General features: G+C 66.4%; 24 protein-coding genes. 14 read left to right on the top strand and 10 right to left on the bottom strand.

Going from position 1 to position 22,388, the window contains the following annotated elements; all coding sequences use genetic code 11:
* Positions 1-258: 258 nt before the first annotated feature.
* On the bottom strand, positions 259-801 hold the full coding sequence (locus VARPA_RS00835; protein WP_013538640.1) for a hypothetical protein: 543 nt from the start codon (positions 799-801) through the stop codon (positions 259-261).
* A 110-nt stretch (positions 802-911) separates the two neighbouring features.
* Here VARPA_RS00835 and VARPA_RS00830 point away from each other — a divergent pair, with 110 nt between their 5' ends.
* Positions 912-1,892 carry a LysR family transcriptional regulator gene (locus VARPA_RS00830; RefSeq protein WP_013538639.1) on the top strand — a complete coding sequence of 327 codons (981 nt, stop codon included), beginning with the start codon at positions 912-914 and terminating at the stop codon, positions 1,890-1,892.
* Positions 1,893-1,906: 14 nt separating this feature from the next.
* Here the strand turns inward: VARPA_RS00830 and VARPA_RS31285 are convergent, their stop codons facing one another.
* Positions 1,907-2,080 (bottom strand): hypothetical protein, encoded by a 174-nt coding sequence (locus VARPA_RS31285; RefSeq protein ID WP_013538638.1) that lies wholly within the window; start codon positions 2,078-2,080, stop codon positions 1,907-1,909.
* A gap of 126 nt (positions 2,081-2,206) precedes the next feature.
* Between VARPA_RS31285 and VARPA_RS00825 the strand changes: the two genes are divergently transcribed.
* On the top strand, positions 2,207-3,013 hold the full coding sequence (locus VARPA_RS00825) for a metallophosphoesterase (protein WP_013538637.1): 807 nt from the start codon (positions 2,207-2,209) through the stop codon (positions 3,011-3,013).
* Positions 3,014-3,095: 82 nt separating this feature from the next.
* On the opposite strand, the gene VARPA_RS00820 is transcribed toward VARPA_RS00825, so the two are convergent.
* The gene (locus VARPA_RS00820; RefSeq protein ID WP_013538636.1) at positions 3,096-3,719 is read right to left on the bottom strand and encodes a TetR/AcrR family transcriptional regulator; all 624 of its coding nucleotides are present in this window, start codon (positions 3,717-3,719) and stop codon (positions 3,096-3,098) included.
* Between the two features lie 88 nt (positions 3,720-3,807).
* The gene (locus tag VARPA_RS00815) at positions 3,808-4,542 is read right to left on the bottom strand and encodes a GntR family transcriptional regulator (RefSeq protein ID WP_013538635.1); all 735 of its coding nucleotides are present in this window, start codon (positions 4,540-4,542) and stop codon (positions 3,808-3,810) included.
* A gap of 284 nt (positions 4,543-4,826) precedes the next feature.
* Between VARPA_RS00815 and VARPA_RS00810 the strand changes: the two genes are divergently transcribed.
* Genes VARPA_RS00810 through VARPA_RS00775 form a run of 8 tightly spaced genes read left to right on the top strand, consistent with a single transcriptional unit; the run spans position 4,827 to position 12,545 of the window.
* Positions 4,827-6,158: an aromatic ring-hydroxylating dioxygenase subunit alpha gene (locus VARPA_RS00810; protein WP_013538634.1), complete on the top strand. Its 1,332-nt coding sequence runs from the start codon at positions 4,827-4,829 to the stop codon at positions 6,156-6,158.
* A gap of 11 nt (positions 6,159-6,169) precedes the next feature.
* The gene (locus VARPA_RS00805; RefSeq protein ID WP_013538633.1) at positions 6,170-7,624 is read left to right on the top strand and encodes a glutamine synthetase family protein; all 1,455 of its coding nucleotides are present in this window, start codon (positions 6,170-6,172) and stop codon (positions 7,622-7,624) included.
* Positions 7,625-7,639: 15 nt separating this feature from the next.
* Entirely contained in the window at positions 7,640-7,963 is a 324-nt protein-coding gene (locus VARPA_RS00800) for a 2Fe-2S iron-sulfur cluster-binding protein (protein WP_013538632.1), read from the top strand.
* 48 nt (positions 7,964-8,011) lie between these two features.
* Positions 8,012-9,211 carry an ABC transporter substrate-binding protein gene (locus VARPA_RS00795; protein ID WP_013538631.1) on the top strand — a complete coding sequence of 400 codons (1,200 nt, stop codon included), beginning with the start codon at positions 8,012-8,014 and terminating at the stop codon, positions 9,209-9,211.
* A gap of 35 nt (positions 9,212-9,246) precedes the next feature.
* Positions 9,247-10,107: a branched-chain amino acid ABC transporter permease gene (locus VARPA_RS00790; protein WP_013538630.1), complete on the top strand. Its 861-nt coding sequence runs from the start codon at positions 9,247-9,249 to the stop codon at positions 10,105-10,107.
* Positions 10,104-11,066, top strand: coding sequence for a branched-chain amino acid ABC transporter permease (locus VARPA_RS00785; RefSeq protein WP_013538629.1), 963 nt, complete (start codon positions 10,104-10,106; stop codon positions 11,064-11,066). The genes VARPA_RS00790 and VARPA_RS00785 overlap by 4 nt, the downstream gene beginning before the upstream one ends.
* A complete protein-coding gene (locus VARPA_RS00780) occupies positions 11,063-11,830 on the top strand; it encodes an ABC transporter ATP-binding protein (RefSeq protein ID WP_013538628.1) in 768 nt (255 codons plus the stop codon). Before VARPA_RS00785 ends, VARPA_RS00780 begins: the two co-directional genes overlap by 4 nt.
* Positions 11,823-12,545, top strand: coding sequence for an ABC transporter ATP-binding protein (locus tag VARPA_RS00775; protein ID WP_013538627.1), 723 nt, complete (start codon positions 11,823-11,825; stop codon positions 12,543-12,545). The genes VARPA_RS00780 and VARPA_RS00775 overlap by 8 nt, the downstream gene beginning before the upstream one ends.
* Positions 12,546-12,560: 15 nt before the next feature.
* Here VARPA_RS00775 and VARPA_RS00770 read toward each other — a convergent pair whose 3' ends face one another.
* From VARPA_RS00770 to VARPA_RS00760, 3 genes are all read right to left on the bottom strand, one after another.
* On the bottom strand, positions 12,561-12,926 hold the full coding sequence (locus VARPA_RS00770; RefSeq protein WP_013538626.1) for a hypothetical protein: 366 nt from the start codon (positions 12,924-12,926) through the stop codon (positions 12,561-12,563).
* Positions 12,927-13,024: 98 nt separating this feature from the next.
* Positions 13,025-14,182 carry an ABC transporter substrate-binding protein gene (locus VARPA_RS00765; RefSeq protein WP_013538625.1) on the bottom strand — a complete coding sequence of 386 codons (1,158 nt, stop codon included), beginning with the start codon at positions 14,180-14,182 and terminating at the stop codon, positions 13,025-13,027.
* An 86-nt stretch (positions 14,183-14,268) separates the two neighbouring features.
* The gene (locus tag VARPA_RS00760; protein WP_013538624.1) at positions 14,269-15,846 is read right to left on the bottom strand and encodes a phospholipase D family protein; all 1,578 of its coding nucleotides are present in this window, start codon (positions 15,844-15,846) and stop codon (positions 14,269-14,271) included.
* Between the two features lie 70 nt (positions 15,847-15,916).
* Between VARPA_RS00760 and VARPA_RS00755 the strand changes: the two genes are divergently transcribed.
* Positions 15,917-17,146, top strand: coding sequence for a nucleoside recognition domain-containing protein (locus VARPA_RS00755; protein WP_013538623.1), 1,230 nt, complete (start codon positions 15,917-15,919; stop codon positions 17,144-17,146).
* 7 nt (positions 17,147-17,153) lie between these two features.
* Here VARPA_RS00755 and VARPA_RS00750 read toward each other — a convergent pair whose 3' ends face one another.
* Complete coding sequence (locus tag VARPA_RS00750; RefSeq protein WP_013538622.1) at positions 17,154-19,127, bottom strand: alkyl/aryl-sulfatase; 1,974 nt, start codon at positions 19,125-19,127, stop codon at positions 17,154-17,156.
* 107 nt (positions 19,128-19,234) lie between these two features.
* Here VARPA_RS00750 and VARPA_RS00745 point away from each other — a divergent pair, with 107 nt between their 5' ends.
* Genes VARPA_RS00745 through VARPA_RS00735 form a run of 3 tightly spaced genes read left to right on the top strand, consistent with a single transcriptional unit; the run spans position 19,235 to position 21,251 of the window.
* A complete protein-coding gene (locus VARPA_RS00745; RefSeq protein ID WP_013538621.1) occupies positions 19,235-20,182 on the top strand; it encodes a LysR family transcriptional regulator in 948 nt (315 codons plus the stop codon).
* A 41-nt stretch (positions 20,183-20,223) separates the two neighbouring features.
* On the top strand, positions 20,224-20,733 hold the full coding sequence (locus tag VARPA_RS00740) for a flavin reductase family protein (protein WP_013538620.1): 510 nt from the start codon (positions 20,224-20,226) through the stop codon (positions 20,731-20,733).
* Positions 20,733-21,251 (top strand): BON domain-containing protein, encoded by a 519-nt coding sequence (locus VARPA_RS00735; RefSeq protein WP_013538619.1) that lies wholly within the window; start codon positions 20,733-20,735, stop codon positions 21,249-21,251. Before VARPA_RS00740 ends, VARPA_RS00735 begins: the two co-directional genes overlap by 1 nt.
* A 31-nt stretch (positions 21,252-21,282) precedes the next feature.
* On the opposite strand, the gene VARPA_RS30385 is transcribed toward VARPA_RS00735, so the two are convergent.
* Together VARPA_RS30385 and VARPA_RS00730 are read right to left on the bottom strand one after the other, a co-directional pair.
* Entirely contained in the window at positions 21,283-21,963 is a 681-nt protein-coding gene (locus VARPA_RS30385; RefSeq protein ID WP_013538618.1) for an NBR1-Ig-like domain-containing protein, read from the bottom strand.
* A 34-nt stretch (positions 21,964-21,997) separates the two neighbouring features.
* Entirely contained in the window at positions 21,998-22,330 is a 333-nt protein-coding gene (locus tag VARPA_RS00730) for a DMT family transporter (RefSeq protein WP_013538617.1), read from the bottom strand.
* Positions 22,331-22,388 lie beyond the last annotated feature (58 nt).

Genomic DNA, 22,388 nt, shown 5'->3' with positions numbered 1-22,388 from the left:
TCTCATGCGGTGCATGCGAACCACCCCTACTTGCCAGGCAAGCTCGCTCGTGATCCCCTTAGCGCACGCGCAGCCCGCACGCTCTTCTCTTACTAACTAATAGGGAGAGCGAGCCGCGGCTAGGGAGAGCGAGCCGCAGCTAGGGAGAGCGAGCCGCAGCTAGGGAGAGCGAGCCGCAGCTGCCCAAGGAGGATTCGACCAAACAAGAAAAAAGCCGCCCGAAGGCGGCTATCTATCTAAAGCGAGCTTCAGCTCAGCTTAGTAATAGCGCGAGCTGTTCATGCGGCGCATCGCTTCATAGAGCGTCGGCATGCGCGCTTCCTGCGAGCGGGTGCTCATGCGAGCCAGCGCGTCGACCTTGGCAACTGCAGCGGCAGGCACAGTGCCTTCCGATTGCTGGCGCCACACGGCAGCTTGCAGTTCCTGCATCACGCGTGGGTCGTTCTTCGCAGTTTCCATGAAACGTGCATCAGCCCGGTTTGCAGCGCGGCGCTCGGCAGCAGCTTGCCAGAGGCTGGCGATGCTGCTCTTGCGCACCGAGCTGGCGAACAGGGCAAACAACGCGATCGCTGCGAGGCAGAAGATGGTCCATGCGGCGAGCAATGCGCCTTCGTTCCAGTTGGAGACGAGCGTGTCGGCGACCACCAGAACCGCTGCAGCGATGGCAACGATGAACAAGGCGATCAGCGGACGGGCGCCTTCGGCGCCTGCGCGGGCGGCCTGGATCTGGCCGAACAGGACTTCGGCGCGACGGACGCCGGGGTGAACAGTAGGTTGGTCAACGTGGACAAAGCTGGTCATGGTGCGATCCCTCCGGGGATGAATGGCAACGAGTGCCGATGCCGTGATATTAGGGGTTACCCTAATGCTTTGCCACTTTATCTTTCTGATGTTTATCATTCACAGCACTGATGGATGTCAACTTTCGCACGCTCGACCTCAACCTGCTTCGCGTCTTCGACGAGGTTATGGCGGAGCGCAACCTCACGCGCGCCGCCCGCAACCTCTCTATTACCCAGCCGGCAGTGAGCAATGCCCTGCGGCGCCTTCGCGAGGTGATAGGTGACGAACTGGTGCGCCGCGCAGGTGCTGGCGTGGAGCCCACGCCGCGGGCGCTGGCGCTCTGGCCCACAGTGCGCGACGCGCTGCGCCAGCTGCAACACACCCTGGCCCCAGGCGAGTTCGACGCAGCGACCGCCGACACCACCTTCCTGCTGGCCATGGCCGATGCCACCGCGGCGGAGTTGATTCCCGGCCTGGTGCAGATCGCCGAAAAGGAAGCGCCCGCCATTTCCCTGCGCGTGCTCCCGCTGACCACGCGCGATCCGCGCCGGATGCTGGAGAACGAAGAGGTCGACATGGCGATCGGCTACTTCCCGGCCGTCATCGCCAGCTTGGCGGCGCGGGGCCAATCGGGAGTGGGGGTGCCGTTCGAGACCCAGCGGCTCTACCTGGGCCAATATGTATGCGTGATGCGCCGTGGCCATCCGCTCGCGAACGCGCCGCTCACGCTGGACGACTACTGCGCCGCGCGGCATCTATTGGTAAGTTTCTCGGGGCGCCCATACGGCTTCATCGACCAGACGCTCGGCGCCATGGGGCGCGAGCGGCGCATCGTGGTGACGGTGAACCAGTTCTTTACGGCGGGCCGGGTGGTCGCTAATTCAGACCTCTTGACCGTGCTGCCCCGCCACTTCGTGACCGTGACCGGCATCGACGACCAATTGGTGCTGCGCGACCTGCCCTTCGACCAGCCGCCGGTGCACGTGGATGCCATCTGGCACCGGCGCGCCCAGCATGGGCATGCGCATGAATGGCTGCGGACCGCGCTGTTGCGGTCGGCCGCGGCAGCCTTCGCGGGCTCGATCCTCGGGCAGAAGGTGCCCGACTGACCGGCGTCGGTCGATCAGCGGACGACGCTGAGCCAGGCGGATGCGGCAGCGCGCAGTTCCTGCGCGTGGTGCGCACCGCGGCCGGCGCGAACGTCGGCGCTTTCCATCAATGTGGCGGCGTGGCTGGCCGGTGCGCTGTCGCTGGAGGAACGGAAGAAACGGGCCACTTGGGCGAGGAGGCTGAACATGGTGTTGCGCGGCTTATGGCCGTGCTCTGAGTGGTTGATGCTCCAAGATTAAGGGTTTTCCCTAGGAAAACAACCCTGGCCTTATGCGCTTCATGCATGGGGCAATTCACCTAGACTGACCCGACGATGAAGCTTCAACTGCTCTCCGACCTGCACCTGGAGTCCAACCCCCGCTTCCACGCCGAGCCGATTCCGGGCGCCGATCTGCTGGTTCTGGCGGGCGACATCGGCTCGTACCAGGAAGGCTCCCGCCTCCCGGACACCGACTTCGGCCTGGGCCGTTTTTCGCCCCGCAACGGCTGGCCGGTGCCGGTGATCTATGTGCCGGGCAACCACGAATACGACAACGCCGATTTCGACGAGACGCACGACCGCCTGCGCGCGCTCTGCGCCGAGCTCGACATCCAGTGGCTCGAGCGCGAAACCCTCGTCATCGAGGGCATCCGCTTCGTCGGCACCACGCTCTGGGCCGACTTCGACGCGCTGGTGGAACCCACCGACGGTTTGGCCGAAGCGCTCAAGAAGCGCGGCAAGGCGATGCGCGCTGCCGATTTCTATCTGGAAAAGATGGCCACCCGGCGCCACGGCGAAATCTTCCTGTCCGGCCCGCTGCGCGAGCAGGCGCTCGTGTGCCAGGCGTGGCTGCGCGAAGCGCTGGCCCAGCCTTTCGACGGCACCACGGTTGCCATCACTCACTTCGCGCCGACATTGGCAAGCGCCGATCCGCGCTACGGTCTGACGCCCGGCACCGCCGGTTTCTGCAATTCCCTGGACGAACTCCTGCCAAACGCCCAGCTCTGGCTGCACGGCCATCTGCACTGTGCCTTCGACTATGTGAAGGACGGCTGCCGCGTGGTGGCCAATCCGCTGGGCTACAAGCGCAACGGCGAGCAAGAGGGCTACAGGCCCGACCTGCTCATCGACGTGAAATAGCGGCCATCCGACACTTCGCCGCCTGCGAAGAAGCGGCGGCAAATCCCGCGGGGCTGTTGAACGGCGAAGGACGAAAGCGCGTTCAGCGCGAGGCGAGCCCGTCGAAACAGGTGCCGAGCACCAGGTCGACGATCTCCGCATCGCTTTGCAGCCCGCTCGACTTGAGAAACCCGAGGACCGGATCGCAGGCGCGAGCGAACAGCGTGTAGAGCACGGCAATCGCGGGCAGCTTCGGGTTCAGCGTGCCATCGGCCTGCGCGGCTTGGATCCAGCCGCCGAGCGTGTCGCTGATCGCAACCAGCCGGTCGAGATAGCCGCGGTTGTTCATCAGCGCGGCGCGCAGGCTCGAGTTCTGGTGCGGCAGCGATGGCATCTCGCCGGCCAGCTGTGCTTCCATGGACCAGCGCACCACGGCGCGCAGCTTGTCGATGGGCTTCTGGTCGACCTGCACCGACGCCAGCACATCCTGCGTGCGCTGCATGAGGCGCACCATCGCGGCGGCCGCGAGGTCTTCCTTGCTGGGAAAGTGCTTGTAGAGACTGGCCTTGGCGATGCCGACGGAGGCCGCGACCTCGTCGACCGTCATCGATTCGAAACCCTTCTCGGCGAGCAGACGGTTCGCGGTCTGGACGATGGCCTCTTCGCGGGCCTGCAGCATCTGTTCCTTGAACGAGGGCTTGGCGGGGGCGGCAGCAGCAGTGGTCATGCGGAAATTCTAGTCTTGACCGTCGCCGGCCAGACGGGGCGAGTGCGGAAATACCGTCCGGTCTTCGATGCAGACCGGCCAGTTCCACTCAGGCGTTGCGCCCTTTGGAAACCAGCTTGATGCCCGGCATCAACTCGGCCGCGAGCTCGGGCCGCTCCAGCGCGTAATCGAGGTTCATGCGCGCGATCTCGACGTGCTCCTCGCCCAGCGCCTGTGCGCGCGAACCCTGCCCACGCTCGATGGCCTGCACCATTGCATGGTGCGTACGGTGCGCCTGGCGCATCCACTGCTGGCCCTCTTCCATCGACGACTGCATCGGCAGCATCGCGCTGGGCGCGGCGAAGGGCTGGCCGCCGAGCATGTCCATCACCCGCTTGAGCGCGAGGTTGCCGCAGCCTTCGACGATCAGCTTGTGGAAGCGGTCGTTCATCTCGACGTAGGCGGCGTAGTCGTCGATTTCCATCGTGGGCTTGTTCACCGCCCGATCGCCGGCGTCCAGGCAATCCTTCAGGTCGCGCAGCAGCTGGCGCGATGCGCCGTCTTCGGCCAGCAGGCGCGCCGCGAAACCTTCGATCACGCCGCGCACGCGGATCGCGTCGGCCACTTCCTGCGAAGTGAAGCGGCGCATCTGGTAGCCGCCGCTGGGCGATTGTTCGATGAGGCCTTCGTGCTCGAGGCTGGCGAGCGCAAGGCGCACCGGGGTGCGCGAGGCTTCGAGCTTTTCGGCGAGCGGGATCTCGGCCAGCCGCTCTCCAGGCACGAATTCACCCTTGAGGATCATGTCGCGCAACTGCACGAGCACGCGGGATTGTTGAGAGTCCATCAGGAGGCGCCGGGAGCAGGAATGAGCGGATTCTAGGAGACGGGTCGATCATTGCACGCAAGATATTTACCCTGGCTCGCTTGTTGCATGCATCACGTCACAAGAAGTGTCAAAAACACACGCCACACTCAGCATTAACCCTGATTTCGAGCGCCACAAGCCCCAAATCAGGGCAAAACCGCAGATGAAAGTTTGACCCGGATCGAGGATCACCAAGACAATGCATACAGTTGCATGCAATGTCTTGCAGCCTCTTTCCGAAGACCCACGATGGAGCCCGCACGATGATCAGCGCCGAGCAAAACGATCTCATCACCCGCGTCGGACCTGACGCCCCCGCCGGCAAGCTGCTGCGCCGCTACTGGCAGCCAGTGGCCCTGGCCGACGAACTGGCAGGCCCGCGCCCGGTCAAGCCCGTGAAACTCATGGGCCAGGACTTCGTGCTGTTCCGCGACGAAAACGGCCAGCTCGGCATGCTCGACCGCGACTGCCCGCACCGCGGCGCCGACCTCGCCTTCGGACGGCTGGAAAACGGCGGCATCCGCTGCGCCTTCCACGGCTGGCTGTTCGACGCCAAGGGCAACTGCCTCGAAACGCCCGCCGAACCCGCCACCAGCAAGCTGTGCAGCCGCATCAAGCAGTCGGCCTATCCGGTGGTCGAAAAGGCGGGCGTGGTCTTCGCGTACATCGGCGAAGGCGAGCCCCCGGCCTTCCCTGACTTCGACTGCTTCGTCGCCCCCGACACCCACACTTTCGCGTTCAAGGGCCTGTTCGAATGCAACTGGCTGCAGGCGCTCGAAGTGGGCATCGACCCCGCGCACGCCTCGTACCTGCACCGCTTCTTCGAGGACGAGGACACGTCCGAGAGCTACGGCAAGCAGTTCCGCGGCGCCTCGGCCGATTCGGACATGCCGATCACCAAGGTGCTGCGCGAGTACGACCGGCCCGAGATCAGCGTGGAGCCCGCGCCTTACGGCTTCCGCCTGAAGGCGCTGCGCAAGCTCTCCGAGGACACCACCCACGTGCGCGTGACCAACGTGGTGTTCCCGCAGGCCTTCGTGATCCCGATGAGCGCGGAGATGACCATCTCGCAGTGGCACGTGCCGGTCGACGACACGCACTGCTACTGGTACGCCATCTTCACCAGCTTCACCGGCCCGGTCGACAAGCAGCAGATGCGCGACCAGCGCCTGAAGCTCTACGAGCTGCCCGACTACACCTCGCGCAAGAACAAGCGCAACAACTACGGCTACAGCATCGACGAGCAGCTCACCGAAACCTACACCGGCATGGGCGACGACATCAACGTGCACGACCAGTGGGCGGTGGAGTCGCAGGGAGCCATCCAGGACCGCACGCGCGAGCACCTGGGCAGCACCGACAAGGGAATCATTGCCTACCGCCGCGTGCTGGTGAAGGCCATCGAGGCCACGCTGGCCGGCGAGACCGCGCCGATGCTCATCGACGCCGCACAGGCCAGCACGATGACCGGCCCGCCCTCCATCGACGGCATCGGCCACGTGGTCGATGAAGCCGCCACCGAGACCTACTGGCAGGAAGCCGACCGCGCGCGGCGCCTGAAGTCCGACTGGGCCTCCGCACGGCTCGCCGCCTGAGCACGCGCGCCATGAGCAGCAGCAACACCAACACATTCGTCGACCGCTTCGGTCTCTGGTCCGACGATCAACACGCACAGGCCCGCGAACTCGTGCGCCGCATCGACAGCGACGAGGTCGACCTCGTGCGCTTCGCCTGGCCCGACCAGCACGGCATCCTGCGCGGCAAGACGCTGGTCGCCACCGAGGCGCGCTCGGCGCTGTGGGAGGGCGTGAACCTCACCTCCACGCTGCTGGCCAAGGACACCTCGCACAAGACGGTGTTCCCGGTCTTCACCACGAATGGCGGCTTCGCCATCGAGGGCCTGCAGGGCGGCGCGGACTTCACCATCGTGGCCGACCCCGCCACCTTCAAGGTGCTGCCGTGGGCGCCGCGCACGGGCTGGATCCTGTGCGACGCCTACATGGCCGACGGCAAGCCCTGCCCCTTCGCGACGCGGCAGGTCCTGCAGCGGGCGGTGCGGCAGCTCGACGACCTCGGACTCGACTTCATCGCCGGCCTCGAGGTGGAGTTCCATGTCTTCAAGCTGGACGATGCGCGCATGGACCTGGCCGACTCGGGCCAGCCCGGCGAGCCGCCGCGCGTGTCGCTGCTCTCGCACGGCCACCAGTACCTGACCGAGCTGCGCTACGACCGCGTCGACGGCTTGATGGAGCTGCTGCGCTCGAACCTCATCGCCCTCGGACTGCCGCTGCGCTCGCTGGAAATCGAATTCGGCCCGAGCCAGTTCGAGCTGACCTTCGGCCCCACGGCCGGCGTGATGCCCGCCGACACCATGGTGCTGCTGCGCAGCGCCATCAAGCAGATCTGCCAGCGCAACGGGCTGCACGCGAGCTTCATGTGCCGGCCGAAGATCCCGAACGTGATGTCCAGCGGCTGGCACCTGCACCAGTCGCTGCGGCGCAAGAGCGACGGCGTCAACGCGTTCATGCCCGAGACCGAGGGCCAGGACCTGAGCGAGATCGGCATGCACTACCTCGGCGGCCTGAAGGCGCATGCCTGCGGCGCGGCCGCGCTCGCGAGCCCCACGATCAACGGCTATCGGCGCTACCGCCCGTTCTCGCTCGCGCCCGACCGCGCGATCTGGGCGCGCGACAACCGCGGCGCGATGCTGCGCGTGCTCGGCGGCGTGGGTCAGAGCGCCTCGCGCATCGAGAACCGCGTGGGGGAGCCGACGGCGAATCCGTACCTGTACCTCGCATCTCAACTGTTCTCGGGGCTCGACGGCATCCGCCACAAGATCGACCCCGGTCCCTCGGCCGATGCACCTTACGAAACGCCGGCCGAACACCTGCCGCGTTCGCTCGGCGACGCCCTCGCCTGCCTGCGCCGCGACGAGATGCTCAACACCCAGATGGGCAAGGTCTTCATCGACTACCTCTGCCACATCAAGGAAGCGGAAATCGCCCGCTTCAACCTCGAAGTCAGCGAGTGGGAACACCGCGAGTACTTCGACATGTTCTGAACAAGTTCCCACGACATGCCCACGATCCACTACATCCTCAAGGACGGCAGCACCCGCGCGGTCGACGCCAAGATCGGCGCCAGCGTCATGGAAACCGCCATCCGCGGCAACGTGCGCGGCATCGACGCCGAGTGCGGCGGCTGCTGCTCCTGCGCCACCTGCCACGTCTACGTGGACGAGGCCTTCGCCGACCTGCTGCCGCCACCCGACGACATGGAGAGCGCCCTGCTCGAAGTCGTCGCCTCCGAGCGCCAACCCAATTCGCGGCTGAGCTGCCAGCTCACCGTGACCGCGGCCTTCGACGGCCTCACCGTGCGCGTTCCAGAGTCACAGGTCTGACGCACACTCGCCCGCTCCGCATCCATTCCACCTGAAAGGCGTTTTTCCATGACGACGATGACGAAGAGAACCGTTCTCTCGACCCTCCTGCTCGCCGGCTTCGGCATGCTGGGCTCCGTGGCCGCGCACGCTGCCGACGAGCCGCTGCGCATCGGCCTCATCGCCACCTACTCCGGCCCCTACGCCGACTACGGCCGCCAGTTCGATGCGGGCATCGCGCTGTACCTGAAGGAGCACGGCGGCAAGGTGGGCGGGCGCACCGTCGAGATCGTCAAGAAAGACACCGCCGGCCCCGCACCCGATGCCGCCAAGCGCATCGCGCAGGAGTTGGTCGTGCGCGACAAGGTGAGCATCCTCACCGGCCTGGACTTCAGCCCCAACGCCTACGCCGTGGGCGCCATCGCCACGCAGGCCAAGATTCCCACCATCGTGATGAACGCGGCCTCCTCGGCCATCACCAACAGCTCGCCTTACATCGCGCGGCTGTCGTTCACGGTGCAGCAGGTCACCGATCCGATGGCGCGCTTCATGCTGAAGGAAGGCATCAAGGACGCATACACCGTGGTCGCCGACTACGCCTCGGGCGTGGATGCCGAAACCGCCTTCAAGAAGACCTTCACCGCCGGCGGCGGCAAGGTCTCGGGCGAGGTGCGCACGCCGATGAACAACCCTGACTTCTCGGCCTACGTGCAGCGCATCAAGGACGCCAAGCCCCAGGCCGTGTTCTTCTTCTTCCCCTCGGGCGTGATGCCGCCGGCCTTCCTCAAGGTGTGGAAGGAGCGCGGCATGGAGCAGGCCGGCATCAAGCTCTACGCCACCGGCGAAGCCACCGACGACAGCTACCTCGACGCCACCGGCGACGTGGCGCTGGGCCTCGTCACCAGCCACCACTACTCGTTCGCACACAACTCCCCGAAGAACCAGAAGTTCGTGAAGGATTTTGCCGCCGACAACGGCGCCAAGCTGCGCCCCAGCTACTTCGCCGTGACCGCCTACGACGCCATGGCGGCCATCGACCTCACGCTGCAGAAGACCAAGGGCGACGCCAGCGGCGACAAGTTCATGGACGCGCTGCGCGGCTTGCGCTTCGAGAGCCCGCGCGGCCCGATCGAGGTCGATCCGCTCACGCGCGACATCGTGCAGACCGTCTACATCCGCAAGACCGAGCGCGTGAACGGCCAGCTGGTGAACGTGGAGTTCGACAAGTTCGACCGCGTGAAGGACCCGGCCAAGGAAAGCTCGAACTAAACGGCACGTCGGCAGGCAGCAGCACCAGGAGGCCCATGGGCATCGTGATCTTCGACGGGGTGGCCTACGGCATGCTCCTGTTCCTCATCGGCGTGGGCCTGTCCATCACGATGGGGCTGATGAATTTCGTCAACCTCGCGCACGGCAGTTTCGCGATGGTGGGCGGCTACGCGGCGAGCCTGCTGATGAACCACTGGGGGCTCGGCTTCGGGCTCTCTCTCGCGGCGGCGTTCGTGTCCGCGGCGCTGGTGGGCGCGGTGCTGGAGTTCGTGTTCTACCGGCGGCTGTACCGCGCGCACCCGCTCGACCAGGTGCTGCTGTCGATCGGCGTGGTGTTCGTGTCGATCGCCGCGTTCACCTATTTCTTCGGGCCGACGATGCAGCCGTTCACGCTGCCGCCGTCGCTCGACGGGCAAGTGGCCATCGGCGGGCTCGAGGTGGGCCGCTACCGGCTCTTTTTGATCGTCTGCGGCGTGGCCGTGCTGGCCGCGTTGCTGCTGGTGCTCGGAAAGACGCGCTACGGCGCAATGGTGCGCGCGGCAGTCGACAACCAGCGCGTGGCCGGCGGCACCGGCATTCATGTGCAGCGCCTTTTCTTTCTGACCTTCTCGCTGGGCTGTGGCCTCGCGGGCCTGGGCGGTGCGTTGAGCCTGGGCATGCTGGGGCTGGAGCCGTCGTTCCCGCTCAAGTACCTCGTCTACTTCCTGATGGTGGTGTGCGTGGGCGGTGCGGGCACTGTCACCGGGCCGTTCATCGCGGCGCTGCTGGTGGGCATCGTCGACGTGGCCGGCAAGTACTACTGGCCTGAAGCGGGCGCTTTTCTTATCTACGTTTTCATGATCGTCATGCTGCTGGTGCGGCCGAATGGCATCGTCGCGAAGAAGGGTCTTGCATGAAGGCCTTTGCGGTTTCTCCCGCGCAGCTGCGCATCGCCGAAGTCGCCTTCTGGCTCGCGCTCGCGTCCAGCTTCTTCCTCTTGCCCGACAAGCTCACGCTGATGAGCCAGATCATGATCTTCGGCCTGTTCGCCGTGTCGCTCGACATGGCGCTCGGCTACGCGGGCATCCTCACCGTCGGCCATGCGGCCTTCTTCGGCGCGGGCGCGTACGCTGCCGGCCTGCTCGCCAAGTACGGCTGGAGCGAACCCCTCACCGGCCTTGCGTTCGCGCTGGTTGTGAGCGGCCTCCTCGGCTATGCGCTCAGCTACCTCGTGGTGCGCGGCGCCGACCTCACGCGGCTGATGATCACCATCGGCGTGTGCGTGCTGCTGTACGAGCTGGCCAACCGGCTCTCGGGCATCACCGGTGGCACCGACGGGCTGCAGGGCGTGGTCATCGCGCCGGTGCTCGGCTTCTTCGAGTTCGATCTCTACGGCAAGACCGCATTCGGCTACGCCTTCGGTGTGGTGCTCGCGATGTTCTTGCTGGTGCGACTGGTGCTGCGCTCGCCCTTCGGCCTGGCGTTGCGCGGCATCCACGACAGCCGCAAGCGCATGACGGCCATCGGTTCGCCGGTGGAGGCGCGCCTGCGCATGGCGTACGCCTTCTCGGCCGCGGTGGCCGGCGTGGCGGGCGCGCTGCTCGCGCAGACCACGCAGTTCGTCGGCATCGAGTCGATCGGCTTCAACCGCTCGGCCGAGGTGCTGATCATCCTGGTGCTCGGCGGCACCGGGCGCCTGTACGGCGGGATGATCGGCGCCATCGTCTACATGCTGGTGCACGACTGGTTCGCGGACATGAATCCGCAGTACTGGATGTTCTGGCTCGGCATCTTCCTGATCGCGGCGGTGATGCTAGGGCGCGGCGGAATCATGGGCGCGCTCTCGCGCTTCGTGCGGACGGGGAAGGCGCGATGACCCCCACAGCGACGCACACCCTGCGCACCCGCGACCTCGGCATCCGCTTCGGCGCCTTCCAGGCGGTGAGCGAAGTGAACCTCTCGCTCGAGCCCGGCTCGCGGCAGGCGCTGATCGGTCCCAACGGCGCGGGCAAGACCACGCTCATCAACCTGCTCACCGGCGTGTTCAAGCCCACGAGCGGGTCGATCCACATGGGCGAGCGCGACATCACGCGCCTGTCGGGCGACAAGCGCGCCCGCATGGGCCTCGCGCGCACCTTCCAGATCAACACGCTGTTCCCCAGCCTCACGCCGCTCCTGTCGGTGGTGCTGGCGATCAGCGAGCGCGAAGGGCTGGGCGCCACCTGGTGGCGGCCGCTCAAGGGCTGCACGGCAGTGTTCGACGAGGCGCATGCGCTGCTCGGCACGCTGAAGCTCGACAGCCTTTCCGACGTGCCGGTCTCGGAGCTGGCCTACGGCAAGCAGCGGCTGCTGGAGATCGCGCTCGCGCTCGCGGCCAAGCCCCGCATCCTCCTGCTCGACGAGCCCGCGGCCGGTGTGCCCGAGGACGAAAGCGGCGAGCTCTTCGCGGCCATCGCGGCGCTGCCAGATGACATCAGCGTGCTCTTCATCGAGCACGACATGAAGCTCGTGTTCCGGTTCTCGCGCCGCATCTCGGTGCTGGTGGGCGGACGCATCCTGACCGAGGGCACGCCCGCGGAAATCGGCGCCGATCCGCGCGTGCGCCAGGTCTATCTGGGGAGTTCGCATCACCATGCCTGAAGTGCTCGCTTTCGACCAGGTCACCGCTGGCTACGGCAACGCCGTGGTGCTCGACCGCCTCGGCTTCTCGCTGCAGCAGGGCGAGAGCCTCGCGATCCTCGGGCGCAACGGCGTGGGCAAGACCACGCTGCTCGAAACGCTGATGGGCAACACCCGCGTGATGCAGGGCGCGATCCGCTGGCAGGGCACGGACATCACGCGCTGGCCCCCGCACCAGCGCGTGCGCGCGGGCCTGGGCTGGGTGCCGCAGGAGCGCGAGGTGTTCCCCTCGCTCACCGTCGAGGAAAACCTCACGGTGATCGCGCGGCTGGGCGGCTGGAACCTGAAGCGCGTCTACGACTTCTTTCCGCGCCTGCGCGAGCGCCGAGGCAACTACGGCAACCAGCTCTCGGGCGGCGAGCAGCAGATGCTGGCCATCGGCCGCGCACTGATGACCAACCCCAAGCTGCTGCTGCTCGACGAGCCGATGGAGGGGCTCGCACCGATCATCGTGGAGGAGCTGTCCGCGGCGATCCGCCGGCTCTGCGAATCGGAAGGGCTGGCATCGATCGTGGTCGAGCAGCACCCGGTGCTTGCGCTGGAGATGACGCACCAGGCCATCGTGCTGGAGCGCGGCACCGTCGTGCATGCCGGCCCGAGCGCGGGGCTCGCGGCCGACAAGGGGTTGCTCGAAGGGCTGCTGGGCGTGGGAATCGCCGAGGACGTTGCGGGCTGACCGGCGGGCCCGGCGTCAGGCCAGGGCTTCCTGCTTCAACCGCTTCGCGCAGACGGTGAACCGCCATGTGGCCAGGCAGGCCGCCACAAAGCTCAAGGCCCACGAGATGCACAGGTACGCGTACATGAGGAAGGCCAGCCCGATCTGCAACACGGACTTCCAGAACGAAGTGCCCTCGCCCACGATGTAGAACTCCGCGAGCGCATGAACGCCCCACCATACGGCCAGTGGCAGCGCCGCCACGCACAGACCATAGACGAGGCTGGCAGTCACCGGACCCACGCGTCCTTGCGCGACGGCGCGATGGCCCACCTGATAGAGAACGACGCTCAGCACCACGGGGGCGGCCAGGCCGAAGGAAATGCAGAAGTCGAGGACCATGCCCGCACTGTAAGTGCGCGCCTCCCGAAGACGCCCCGGCGCCTGCCTGAGTACCGATGGACGCTACCGCGAGCCACGGCTCGCGGTACGAACCCAGGTCAGCTCAGCATCTGCCCGCGGCTGCCGATCACGGCCACGTCCACGAAGTGCCCGCCTTCGCGGTTCGTGCGGCCGTAGTTGATCTTCAGCCCGCCCAGGTCGAAGTTCTCGATGCTGGCCAGGCCCGCCATCACCGAGGCGCGCGTGGGCGAGCCGCCCGCGCGGCGCAGGCCCTCGGCGAGCACGGCGGCGTTGATGTAGCCCTCCAGGCTCGTGAGCGAGAAATCCTTGGTGCCGTTGGCCACCATGTCGGCCTGGTAGCGGCGCACGATCTCGAACTTGGTCGAGTACGGCGAGGGCACCACGATCACGAAGCCCAGGCCCCGTGCGAGATCGCCCATGGCGGCCAGCGCGCTGGCCGTGATCGACAGGCCGTAGGCCGAGCTGTTGCCGCCGGCATCGCGCAGCGCCTTCATGAAGACCGGCGCTGTGCCGGCCAGGCCGATGATCACGACCTGCGGCTTGGCCTTGGCGATGGCTTCGGCCGCGGGGCTCACTTCCATGCTGGTGGTGTTGGGCGTGGTCGCGATGACGGCCGGCTCCAGCTTCGCCTTCGCGAGCGCCGCCTTGAACGCCGCCAGCACCGACTGGCCCAGCGGGTCGTTCGAATGCACGAGGCCGATGCGGGTCTGGCCCAGCACGGCCGCCGTGGTCACCAGCTTTTCGACTTCCTGGTCGTAGTTCACCCGCACCCAGAAGGTGTTGGGCGCGGTCTTCTTGCGCAACGCGACGGTGCCGGTGATCGGGCCGACCACGGCCATGCCGGGCACGGCGTCCATCACCTCCGAGGTCTGGCGGGTGCCCAGCGGGTGCAGCAGCGCGAGCACGGAGCTGTCCTTCTCGAAGGCCAGCGCGTTGGCCTTGGCCACATCGGGCTTGAAGGTGTCGTCGGCCATGACCAGTTCGACCTTGGTGCCGTTGAGGCCGCCCGCCTTGTTCAGCGCGTTGAAGAACGCGCTCGAACCCTGGAAGAGCCCCTGCCCGTTGGCCTTCTCCACGCTGCTGTTGTCGAAGGTGGTCCCGATGCGGATCGGTTTGCCCTGCGCGAAGGCCGGCATGCCCAGGCCCGCAGCGGCGGTTGCGGCCAGACCGGTCAGCACACGGCGACGGCTGGTGGTGGGCGGCGCAAGGAACACGCGCTGCTCGGGAACGGTCATGGTCGAGGTCTCCAGAATTCAGTGACAAAAATTCACATTTCACTCAGAAATGTAACGCACGTCACCGTGCCGGAGATGACAGCCGGCTACAGCAGTTCTTCGCCCACGATGGGCAGCAGCAGCCAGTTCTTGAAGCGCAGCCAGAGAAATTCGCCGGGCTCGTCTTCGTGGACGATGTCGCCGCCGGCATCGTCGTATTCGAGCCACTGCACACGCCGGCCGTTGGGTGCAAGACGCAACCGGTAGCCCAGGTTGATGCGCTGGCTGTTCATGAGCTTGTTGTAGTCGGCCACGAGTTCGGGGCTGTCGATCACGAGGCCCACCTCCGTGTTGACCGCAGCCGAGCGGTGGTCGAGGTTCATCGAGCCGACGAAGAAGCGCTCGTCGTCGATCACCGCGAGCTTGGCGTGCAACCGGCTGATCGTCTTTCCGAAGTCGCCGAACTGCCCCGAGCGCGCCGTGAGCATGGGCGCGATCTCGTAGATGGTGACGCCGATCTTCAGCATGTCGGCGCGGTAGCGCTCGTAGCCCGCATAGGCCAGCGGCTCGTCGGTGGCGCCCAGCGAGTTGGTGATCACGGTGATGCGGCCGCCGCTCTCGATGGCCTTCTTCATCATCTCCATGCCGCGCGTGCCCGGAATGAAATACGGCGAGCCGATCTTGACCTCGCGCCGGGCCGAGTTGATGACGCTCAGCGCCCCCTCGGTCACGCTGCCCGCGTAGGCATCGTCGGCCTTGCGCGTGATCTTCTCGGGGTCGTCGACGAACAGCGTGCCCAGCGCCCAGTAGCGGTCGATCTTGCCGGTGATGAGCTGCTCGCCGACGGGCGACTTGTTCAGCACGTCGCGCGGGCGGATCGGCACGTCGGGCACGGCCGTGCGCACGATCGCGTCGAAGCGTTGCTGCGCGGCCTCGGGCGTCGTGCGCAGCGGCGCGATGCGCTCGATGGGCCAGGCATGCGAACTGTTCCAGTAGCGGTCGAACCCCTCGGACATCTGCCGCACGACCGCGCCGCTGGAGATCACGTCCATGTCGATGAAATTCGCAGCCGTGCTGCGCATGAAGTACTCGTTGCCGATGTTGCGTCCGCCCGAGACCGCGAAGCTGTTGTCCGCGATCAGCATCTTGTTGTGCATGCGGTGGTTGATGCGGCCGAAGTCGGTGAGGGAGAACAGCAGCCGCGTGGCCAGCGAGTCGGCCCGCGACGGCAGCGGGTTGAAGAGCCGCACCTCCACGTTCGGAAAGGCCGAGAACGAACTGAACACCTCGTCCTCGCCGGCGGTGTAGAGGTCGTCCACCAAGAGGCGCACCCGCACGCCGCGCGCCGCGGCCTCGCGCAGCTCCTTCAGGAACAGCAGGCCGACGTCGTCCTTCTGGATCAGGTAGTACTGCACGTCGAGCGACTTCTCGGCGTGGCGCGCGAGCGAGATGCGCGCATCGAATGCGAACGCAGCCTCGGGCAGCAGCCGGAAACCCGAGAGTGCGGTGGAGTCGCCCGGCACGCCCTTGGCCGCGAGCTGGCCGAGTTCGGTGTTCGCCACATCGGTGAAGGCCGTGACCGGCGCCCGCGGCTCCGGCGGCGGCAGGCTGACGCAACCGGTCAGCCAGGCGGCCGCAAGTACCCCGACGAGGGCCGTGAAACCGCGAATTAGGGAGGCGCGCATGGGCCGAACTGTAGCGCGGAGCGCGCCGGCACGGAGCCTATGATCGCGCCGGCAAAAAAGGAAAAAACGCGTGCTCAACGGCTTGTGGCTGGGTTTCTTCGGAATGGCGGCGCTCGCGGCGCTGGTGCGGTGGCTCGTCGGCGGCGATCCGACCGTGTTCGCGGCGCTGGTCGAAAGCCTGTTCACGATGGCGCGGCTCGCAGTCGAGGTGATGGTGCTGCTGTTCGGCACGCTCACGCTGTGGCTCGGTTTCCTGCGCATCGCCGAGGCGGCGGGGCTGGTCGGCTGGCTAGCGCGGCTGCTCGGGCCGTTGTTCCGCCGGCTCATGCCGGGCGTGCCCGCAGGGCATCCGGCGCTCGGCCTCATTACCATGAACTTCGCGGCCAATGCGCTCGGCCTGGACAACGCCGCCACGCCCATCGGGCTGAAAGCCATGCGCGAGTTGCAGCGGCTGAACCCCGACCCGGTCACCGCCACCAACGCGCAGATTCTTTTCCTCGTACTCAACGCCTCATCGCTGACGCTGCTGCCCGTCACCATCTTCATGTACCGCGCGCAACAAGGCGCGCCCGACCCGACGATGGTGTTCCTGCCGATCCTGCTGGCCACGAGCGCATCGACGCTGGTGGGGCTGCTCACGGTGGCCATTGCGCAGCGCCTCCGACTCTGGGACCCGGTGGTGCTGGCCTACCTGATCCCCGGCGCGCTGCTGCTGGGCGGCTTCATGGCCCTCTTGGGCACGCTGTCGGCGGCGGCGATTGCCTCGCTCTCCTCGCTGATGGGCAACCTGGCGCTCTTCGGCGTGATCCTCGTGTTCCTGGCGGCCGGCGCGATCCGGCGCATCAAGGTCTACGAATGCTTCATCGAAGGCGCGAAGGAAGGCTTCGACATCGCGAAGAACCTGCTGCCGTACCTGGTCGCGATGCTGTGCGCGGTCGGCGTGCTGCGGGCCTCGGGCGCGCTCGACTTCATCCTCGGCGGCCTGCGCTGGCTGGTGACCGCGGGCGGCTGGGATTCGCGCTTCGTCGACGCCATGCCCACCGCGCTGGTCAAGCCCTTCTCGGGCAGCGCGGCGCGCGCGATGCTGATCGAGACCATGAAGAGCCAGGGCGTCGACAGCTTCCCGGCGCTCGTGGCCGCCACCATCCAGGGCAGCACCGAGACCACCTTCTACGTGCTGGCCGTGTACTTCGGCGCGGTCGGCATCCAGCGCGCGCGGCACGCGGTGTCGTGTGCGCTGCTGGCCGAGCTGGCGGGCGTGGTCGCGGCGATTGCGGTGTGCTACTGGTTCTTCGGCTAGGCCTGCTTCACTTCCGCGGCTCGACCACAGGGAACATCGGCTCGAAGGTATCGAGCATCGCCATCAGCTCCCCGAGCTTCGCGCGGTCGCCGTCGATCTTCACCTTGCCCGTCAGCACCGCCGCGGGAAAGCTCGTCTCCTTCAGCGTGATCGCATCCAGCGTGGCGCGGCTCAGCGTCACCGTGGCGTCGGCCCCGGCCTGCTGGCCGGCGATGTGCGTGAGCGCCGAGTTCTCCAGCGTCAGCACGAACTGCTGGTTCGAGTCGGTGAAGTTCCAGTTGATGACCATCGTCTTGCCCTCGGCCTTGGCCGCATCGAGCCGCACGCCGAGGAAGTCGAAGAAGAGGTCGTTGCTCACCGCCTTGAGCGTGTCGGCGTTCGAGCTGCTGCCGCCCGGGATCTTGGGCACGCCATTGCGCAACTCCATCGCGCCCACGAGATAGGCGCTGCGCCAGGTGCCGGCCTCCGACTGGTAGCCGAGCTGCTCGAGCGCATCGGCGCCGAGCTCGCGCGCCGCGCGGTTCGTGGGGTCGGCGTAGACGACCTGGCTCATCGCGCTCGCCACCCAGCGGTACTCGCCCTTCTGGAAATCGTCCAGCGCCCGCGCGACCACCGCGTCGGCGCCGCCCATGTACTGCACCGTCTTCTTCGCGTAGTCGACCGGCGGAAGCGGGTTCAGGTTGGCGGGATTCGCGTCGTACCAGCCGAGGTACTTCTGGTAGACCGCCTTGGCGTTGTGCCTGAGCGTGCCGTAGTAGCCGCGCGCGGACCACTCCTCTTCCAGGCTCGCGGGCATGCGCAGCGTCTCGGCGATGTCGGCCGCGGTGTAGCCCTGGTTCAGCAGGCGCAGCGACTGGTCGTTGATGAACTTGTACATGTCGCGCTGCTTCTTCAGCAGGTCGGCGATGCGCGCCTGCCCCGTCGTCGGCCAGTGGTGCTGGGCGATCAGCACGTCGGTCTTGCCGGCGAAGGCCACGCGCGCCTGGTCGATGTACTTGGCCCACAGGTTGCCGTCGCGCACCTCGGCACCGCGGATCGTGTAGAGGTTGTGCATGGTGTGCGTCACGTCCTCGGCCATGTTGAGCACGCGGAACTGCGGCAGGTACATGAGCATTTCCGACGGCGCCTCGGAACCCGGCACCAGCTGGAACACGACCTGCACGCCGTCGATGGTGCGCTCCTCGGTTGTCTTGTCGACGGTCGAGGTCGGCGCGATCAGCGTGATGGTGCCGCGCGCGAGCGCCTTGCCCAGGCCCGTGTCGACCTGCCCGCGCGCGCCCGGCGGCAGCAGCGTGCCGAACTGGTACTGCGAGCGCCGGCTCATCGCATTGCCCGCGAGGATGTTCTCGGCGACGGCGGTTTCCATGAAGCCCGAAGGCGCGATCACCTGCACCTTGCCCGCGGCGACATCGGCTTCATCGACCACGCCCTTCACGCCACCGAAATGGTCGGCATGGCCATGCGTGTAGATCACCGTGCCCACGGGCTTCCTCGGGCGGTGCTGGTAATACAGCGCCAGCGCGGCGCGCGCCGTCTCTGCGGTGAGCAGCGGGTCGATGACGATCAGCGAGGTGTCGCCTTCGACGATCGTCATGTTCGCGATGTCGAAGCCGCGCACCTGGTAGACGCGGTCTGTCACCCGGAAGAGGCCGTGGATCGCGTTGAGCTGTGCCTGACGCCACAGGCTCGGGTTGACGGTGTCGGCCGGCTCGTTCGCCTTCAGGAAGTCGTAGGGCTTCATGCTCCAGGCCGGGCGCGGGCCGGCGCCGGGCACCAGGGCATCGGGCACGGTGCCGATGAAGCCGCGCATCGCGTCCTCGAAGTCCTGCCGGTTGGCGAAGGGCAACGTCTTCGCCATGTCGGCGTTGGCTTTGAGCGTGGCGGCCTCGGGCGGCTTGGGTGCGATCTGCGCGAGCGCTTGTGCGCTGCCGAAGGTGCAGGCCAGCGCGACCAGGGCCATGGAGAAGGAAGAAGGGGTCATCGGCGTCTCTTTGTCTTCGGTGAAACAGGAACAACGCGCGATTCTCCGAACCGCCCGAAGCATTGGCAAATGCAAAATGTGCTGATCCTTTTTACGGAAAACGCAAAATGCAACTGCGCCAGCTCCAGCACCTGGTTGCCCTTGCCGAGCAAGGGAGCTTCGGCCGCGCCGCGCAGGCCGCGCACCTGTCGCAGCCCGCGTTCTCGCGCAGCATCGACATGCTCGAAGACAAGCTGCAGGCCCGCCTGGTCGACCGGGCCTACGGCACCGTGCGCTTCACGCAGGCCGGTGAACTGGTGCTCGCCCGCGCCCGCGAGCTCATCGCCGATGCGCAGCAGATCCAGCGCGACGTGCTGCAGCTCCAGGGCCTGTCCATCGGCAGCCTCGCCGTGGGGCTCGGCCCCTTTGCGGCCAGCACGCTGGGGCGCATGGCTCTGTCGCTGATGGCGCAGCGGCACCCGCAATTGCTCATGCGCATGGAAGTGGCCGACACCGTCACGCTCAGCGAGCGGCTTCACCGGCGGCAGCTGGACCTGTTCATCGCCGACACGCGCGACCTGAAAAAGCAGCCCGGCCTGAAGCTCGCGCGCCTGCCCGACCTGCCGGTGTCGTTCTTCGTGCAGCCGAAGCACCCGCTGCGCCGGCTGAAGCAGGTGACGCTGGAAAAGGCGATGGCCTATCCCTTGGCCGGCCCGAACCTGCCCGCTGAAGTGGCCGCGCATTTCGAGCGCCATGTGCAGCGCGACACCCGGGGCGATGGACGCGACGAGCGCGGCGTGTTCAACGTCACCTGCGACGACGCAGGCACCCTGCGCCACCTTGCCCTCACCGCCAACGCGGTGATCCTCGCGCCGCATGCGCTGCACGCGCCGGCCCTGAACACCGACACCGACACCGACGCCCTCGTGCCCCTGCCGGTCGCCGGCTTCGCGGGCATGCAGACGCACTACAGCCTGGTCACGCTCGCGGGCCGCACGCCCTCTGCCGCCGCCACCGTCTATACCCGCCTCGTGACAGAGTTGATGGCGCCGTTCAAGCGGCCCGCCGGTCGCTGAGCCAAAATGGCCCTCTTGCCGACCACCGCCCAGCCTCCCTCGTGACCACTCCCCGCCGGGCCCAGCCGCCCACCTTTTCGCCCGACGAGTTCCGGGAAGCGCTCGGCATGTTCGCCACGGGCGTCACCATCGTCACCGCGTGCGCGGCTGACGGCACGCTGGTCGGCCTCACGGCCAACTCCTTCAATTCGGTGTCGCTCACGCCGCCGCTGGTGCTGTGGAGCCTGGCCCGCGCGGCGGGCTCGATGCCCGCGCTCAGCACCGGCTCGCACTACGCGGTCAACATCCTGGCCGCGAGCCAGAAGCAACTGGCCGAGCGCTTCGCCACCAAGAACATCGACCGCTGGGCCGACGTGGAATTCACCCGGGGCATCGGCGGCGCGCCGGTGCTGGTCGGCGCTGCGGCGAGCTTCGAGTGCTTCAACCGCAGCCGCTACGACGAAGGCGACCACGTGATCTTCGTCGGCGAAGTCGAGCGCTGCACCCACGACGCAGGCGCCTCGCCGTTGCTGTTCCACGGCGGGCGTTTCTACACGGAACATCCCTTGTGATGCGCACCGCTGCGCTCGTGCCCGTCCTGCTGCTGGCCGCGCAGACCGCGGTAGCGCAGCAGCAGGCACAGGACGCGGCGGGAACGGCGCCCAAGCAGAACTGGTTCGACGACCCGTACTTCCAGGTGTCCGCCGGCCTTGCGGCCTGCGCCGTGCCCGAAGGCCCTTTCTATACCGCCGAGGAACGGCGCGTCCAGACCCACTCGCGCCTGGAGCGCGGCACCAGTTGCTGGCTCGCCGGCAAGTGCGCCGACAGCAACGCCTACCGCTACGACAAACCCCTCGCGCCCAAGGTGCGCGCCGCGCTGCTGGCCGTGCCGGGCGTGCGCAGCGGCAGCGTCTGGGTGATGGTCCAGCGCCGCTGGGTCTATCTGCAGGGCTGCGTGCCGACGCCCGAGTTGGCCAAGCGGCTCGAACGCGCAGCGCGTGCGGTGCCCGACGTGGAGACGGTGGTGCCCGACCTGATGATCGGTACGCGGGGCAAGCCGCCGTATCCGGTGGCTATGCCCATACGTTAGGAATTTCCAATCCACCGCTCAGATCGATTCCTCATCGATCAATAACAGTCACGATCACTCCCAAGAAAAAACCAGTGCCATAACAAGGACGCAGCGCCTGATCTTCGATACGCCAAACTGATGCGATGGAGCAGTTTTCTCTTGGGGCAGAAAACCGAGCACTCAGTCGAACGACTCCTCCCGGCGGTGTGTTCGGAATCACTATTTCTCGCGCTGCGGAAGCGAGGTGCAGGCGAGATTCCGCAGAAAGATCGGCATCGATTCGACTGCATGACCTGTCAACACGAACAAGACGTCGCCCCATCCAGAAAACCTCTCCAACATTCTGGACTTCCCATACTTTCTCAAAGACTTCCCCACCGTTCACGACTGCGTGATGAGGGATCGTGACGTCGGCATTCAACATCGCGGCATCGCGCGAATCATTCAGCCCCTGAGCGCGTCCCAAGGAAGAGCCACCGCGATCTCTTACACCCGCTGGTGCATTTATGTCTCCATAGAGTCGAATTAGCGCAATTGGCGAGACTTCCATTGCCGCGGCAAGACGAAGCAACGTGTGTACCGAAGGATCGCGAATCGTCCCGTCGGCAAGCTTGTAAAGACCCGATCGAGCGAGTCCCGCCTCGATGGCCATCATTTTTAGTGTCTTGCCAAGTTCACGCGCTCGACGTATCAAGAGTCCGTGCAACCTGGTTTCAGTGTTGAGTTCCATCACAGCGGAAACAGACTTCTAACCTACATCGGGACTATCGAGTTTCAAGGTTGAGCACTACAACCCCGATGATGATCATGGTGACGCCAATGGCTCGTGAGGGCGTCATGGATTCGCCGAACCAGACGACACCGGTCAGCGCGATCAGAGCGGCTCCGCCACCGGCCCAAATTGCATACGCCATTCCTATTTCCAAGTGCCTAACCGCAATCGCCATAAGCCAAATTGCGATTGCATAGGAGACCCCGACCACCAAGGAGGGAAGCGGACGGGAAAAGCCATCGGCGTAGCGCAGTGCAATGGTTCCAGCGACCTCTGCCGCGACACTCATTGCCAGAACGAGCCAAGAGAAGGCCTGTGTACCCATCAAATACCTCTCGGCCCTGCATCTATACCGGATGCAGAGCAATGAAAGGGAGCGGTAC

Source organism: Variovorax paradoxus EPS (assembly GCF_000184745.1).
GTDB classification, from domain to species: domain Bacteria; phylum Pseudomonadota; class Gammaproteobacteria; order Burkholderiales; family Burkholderiaceae_C; genus Variovorax; species Variovorax paradoxus_C.
Note: the sequence above shows the minus strand (reverse complement) of the source record. Positions and strands in the feature narration are given on the sequence as shown.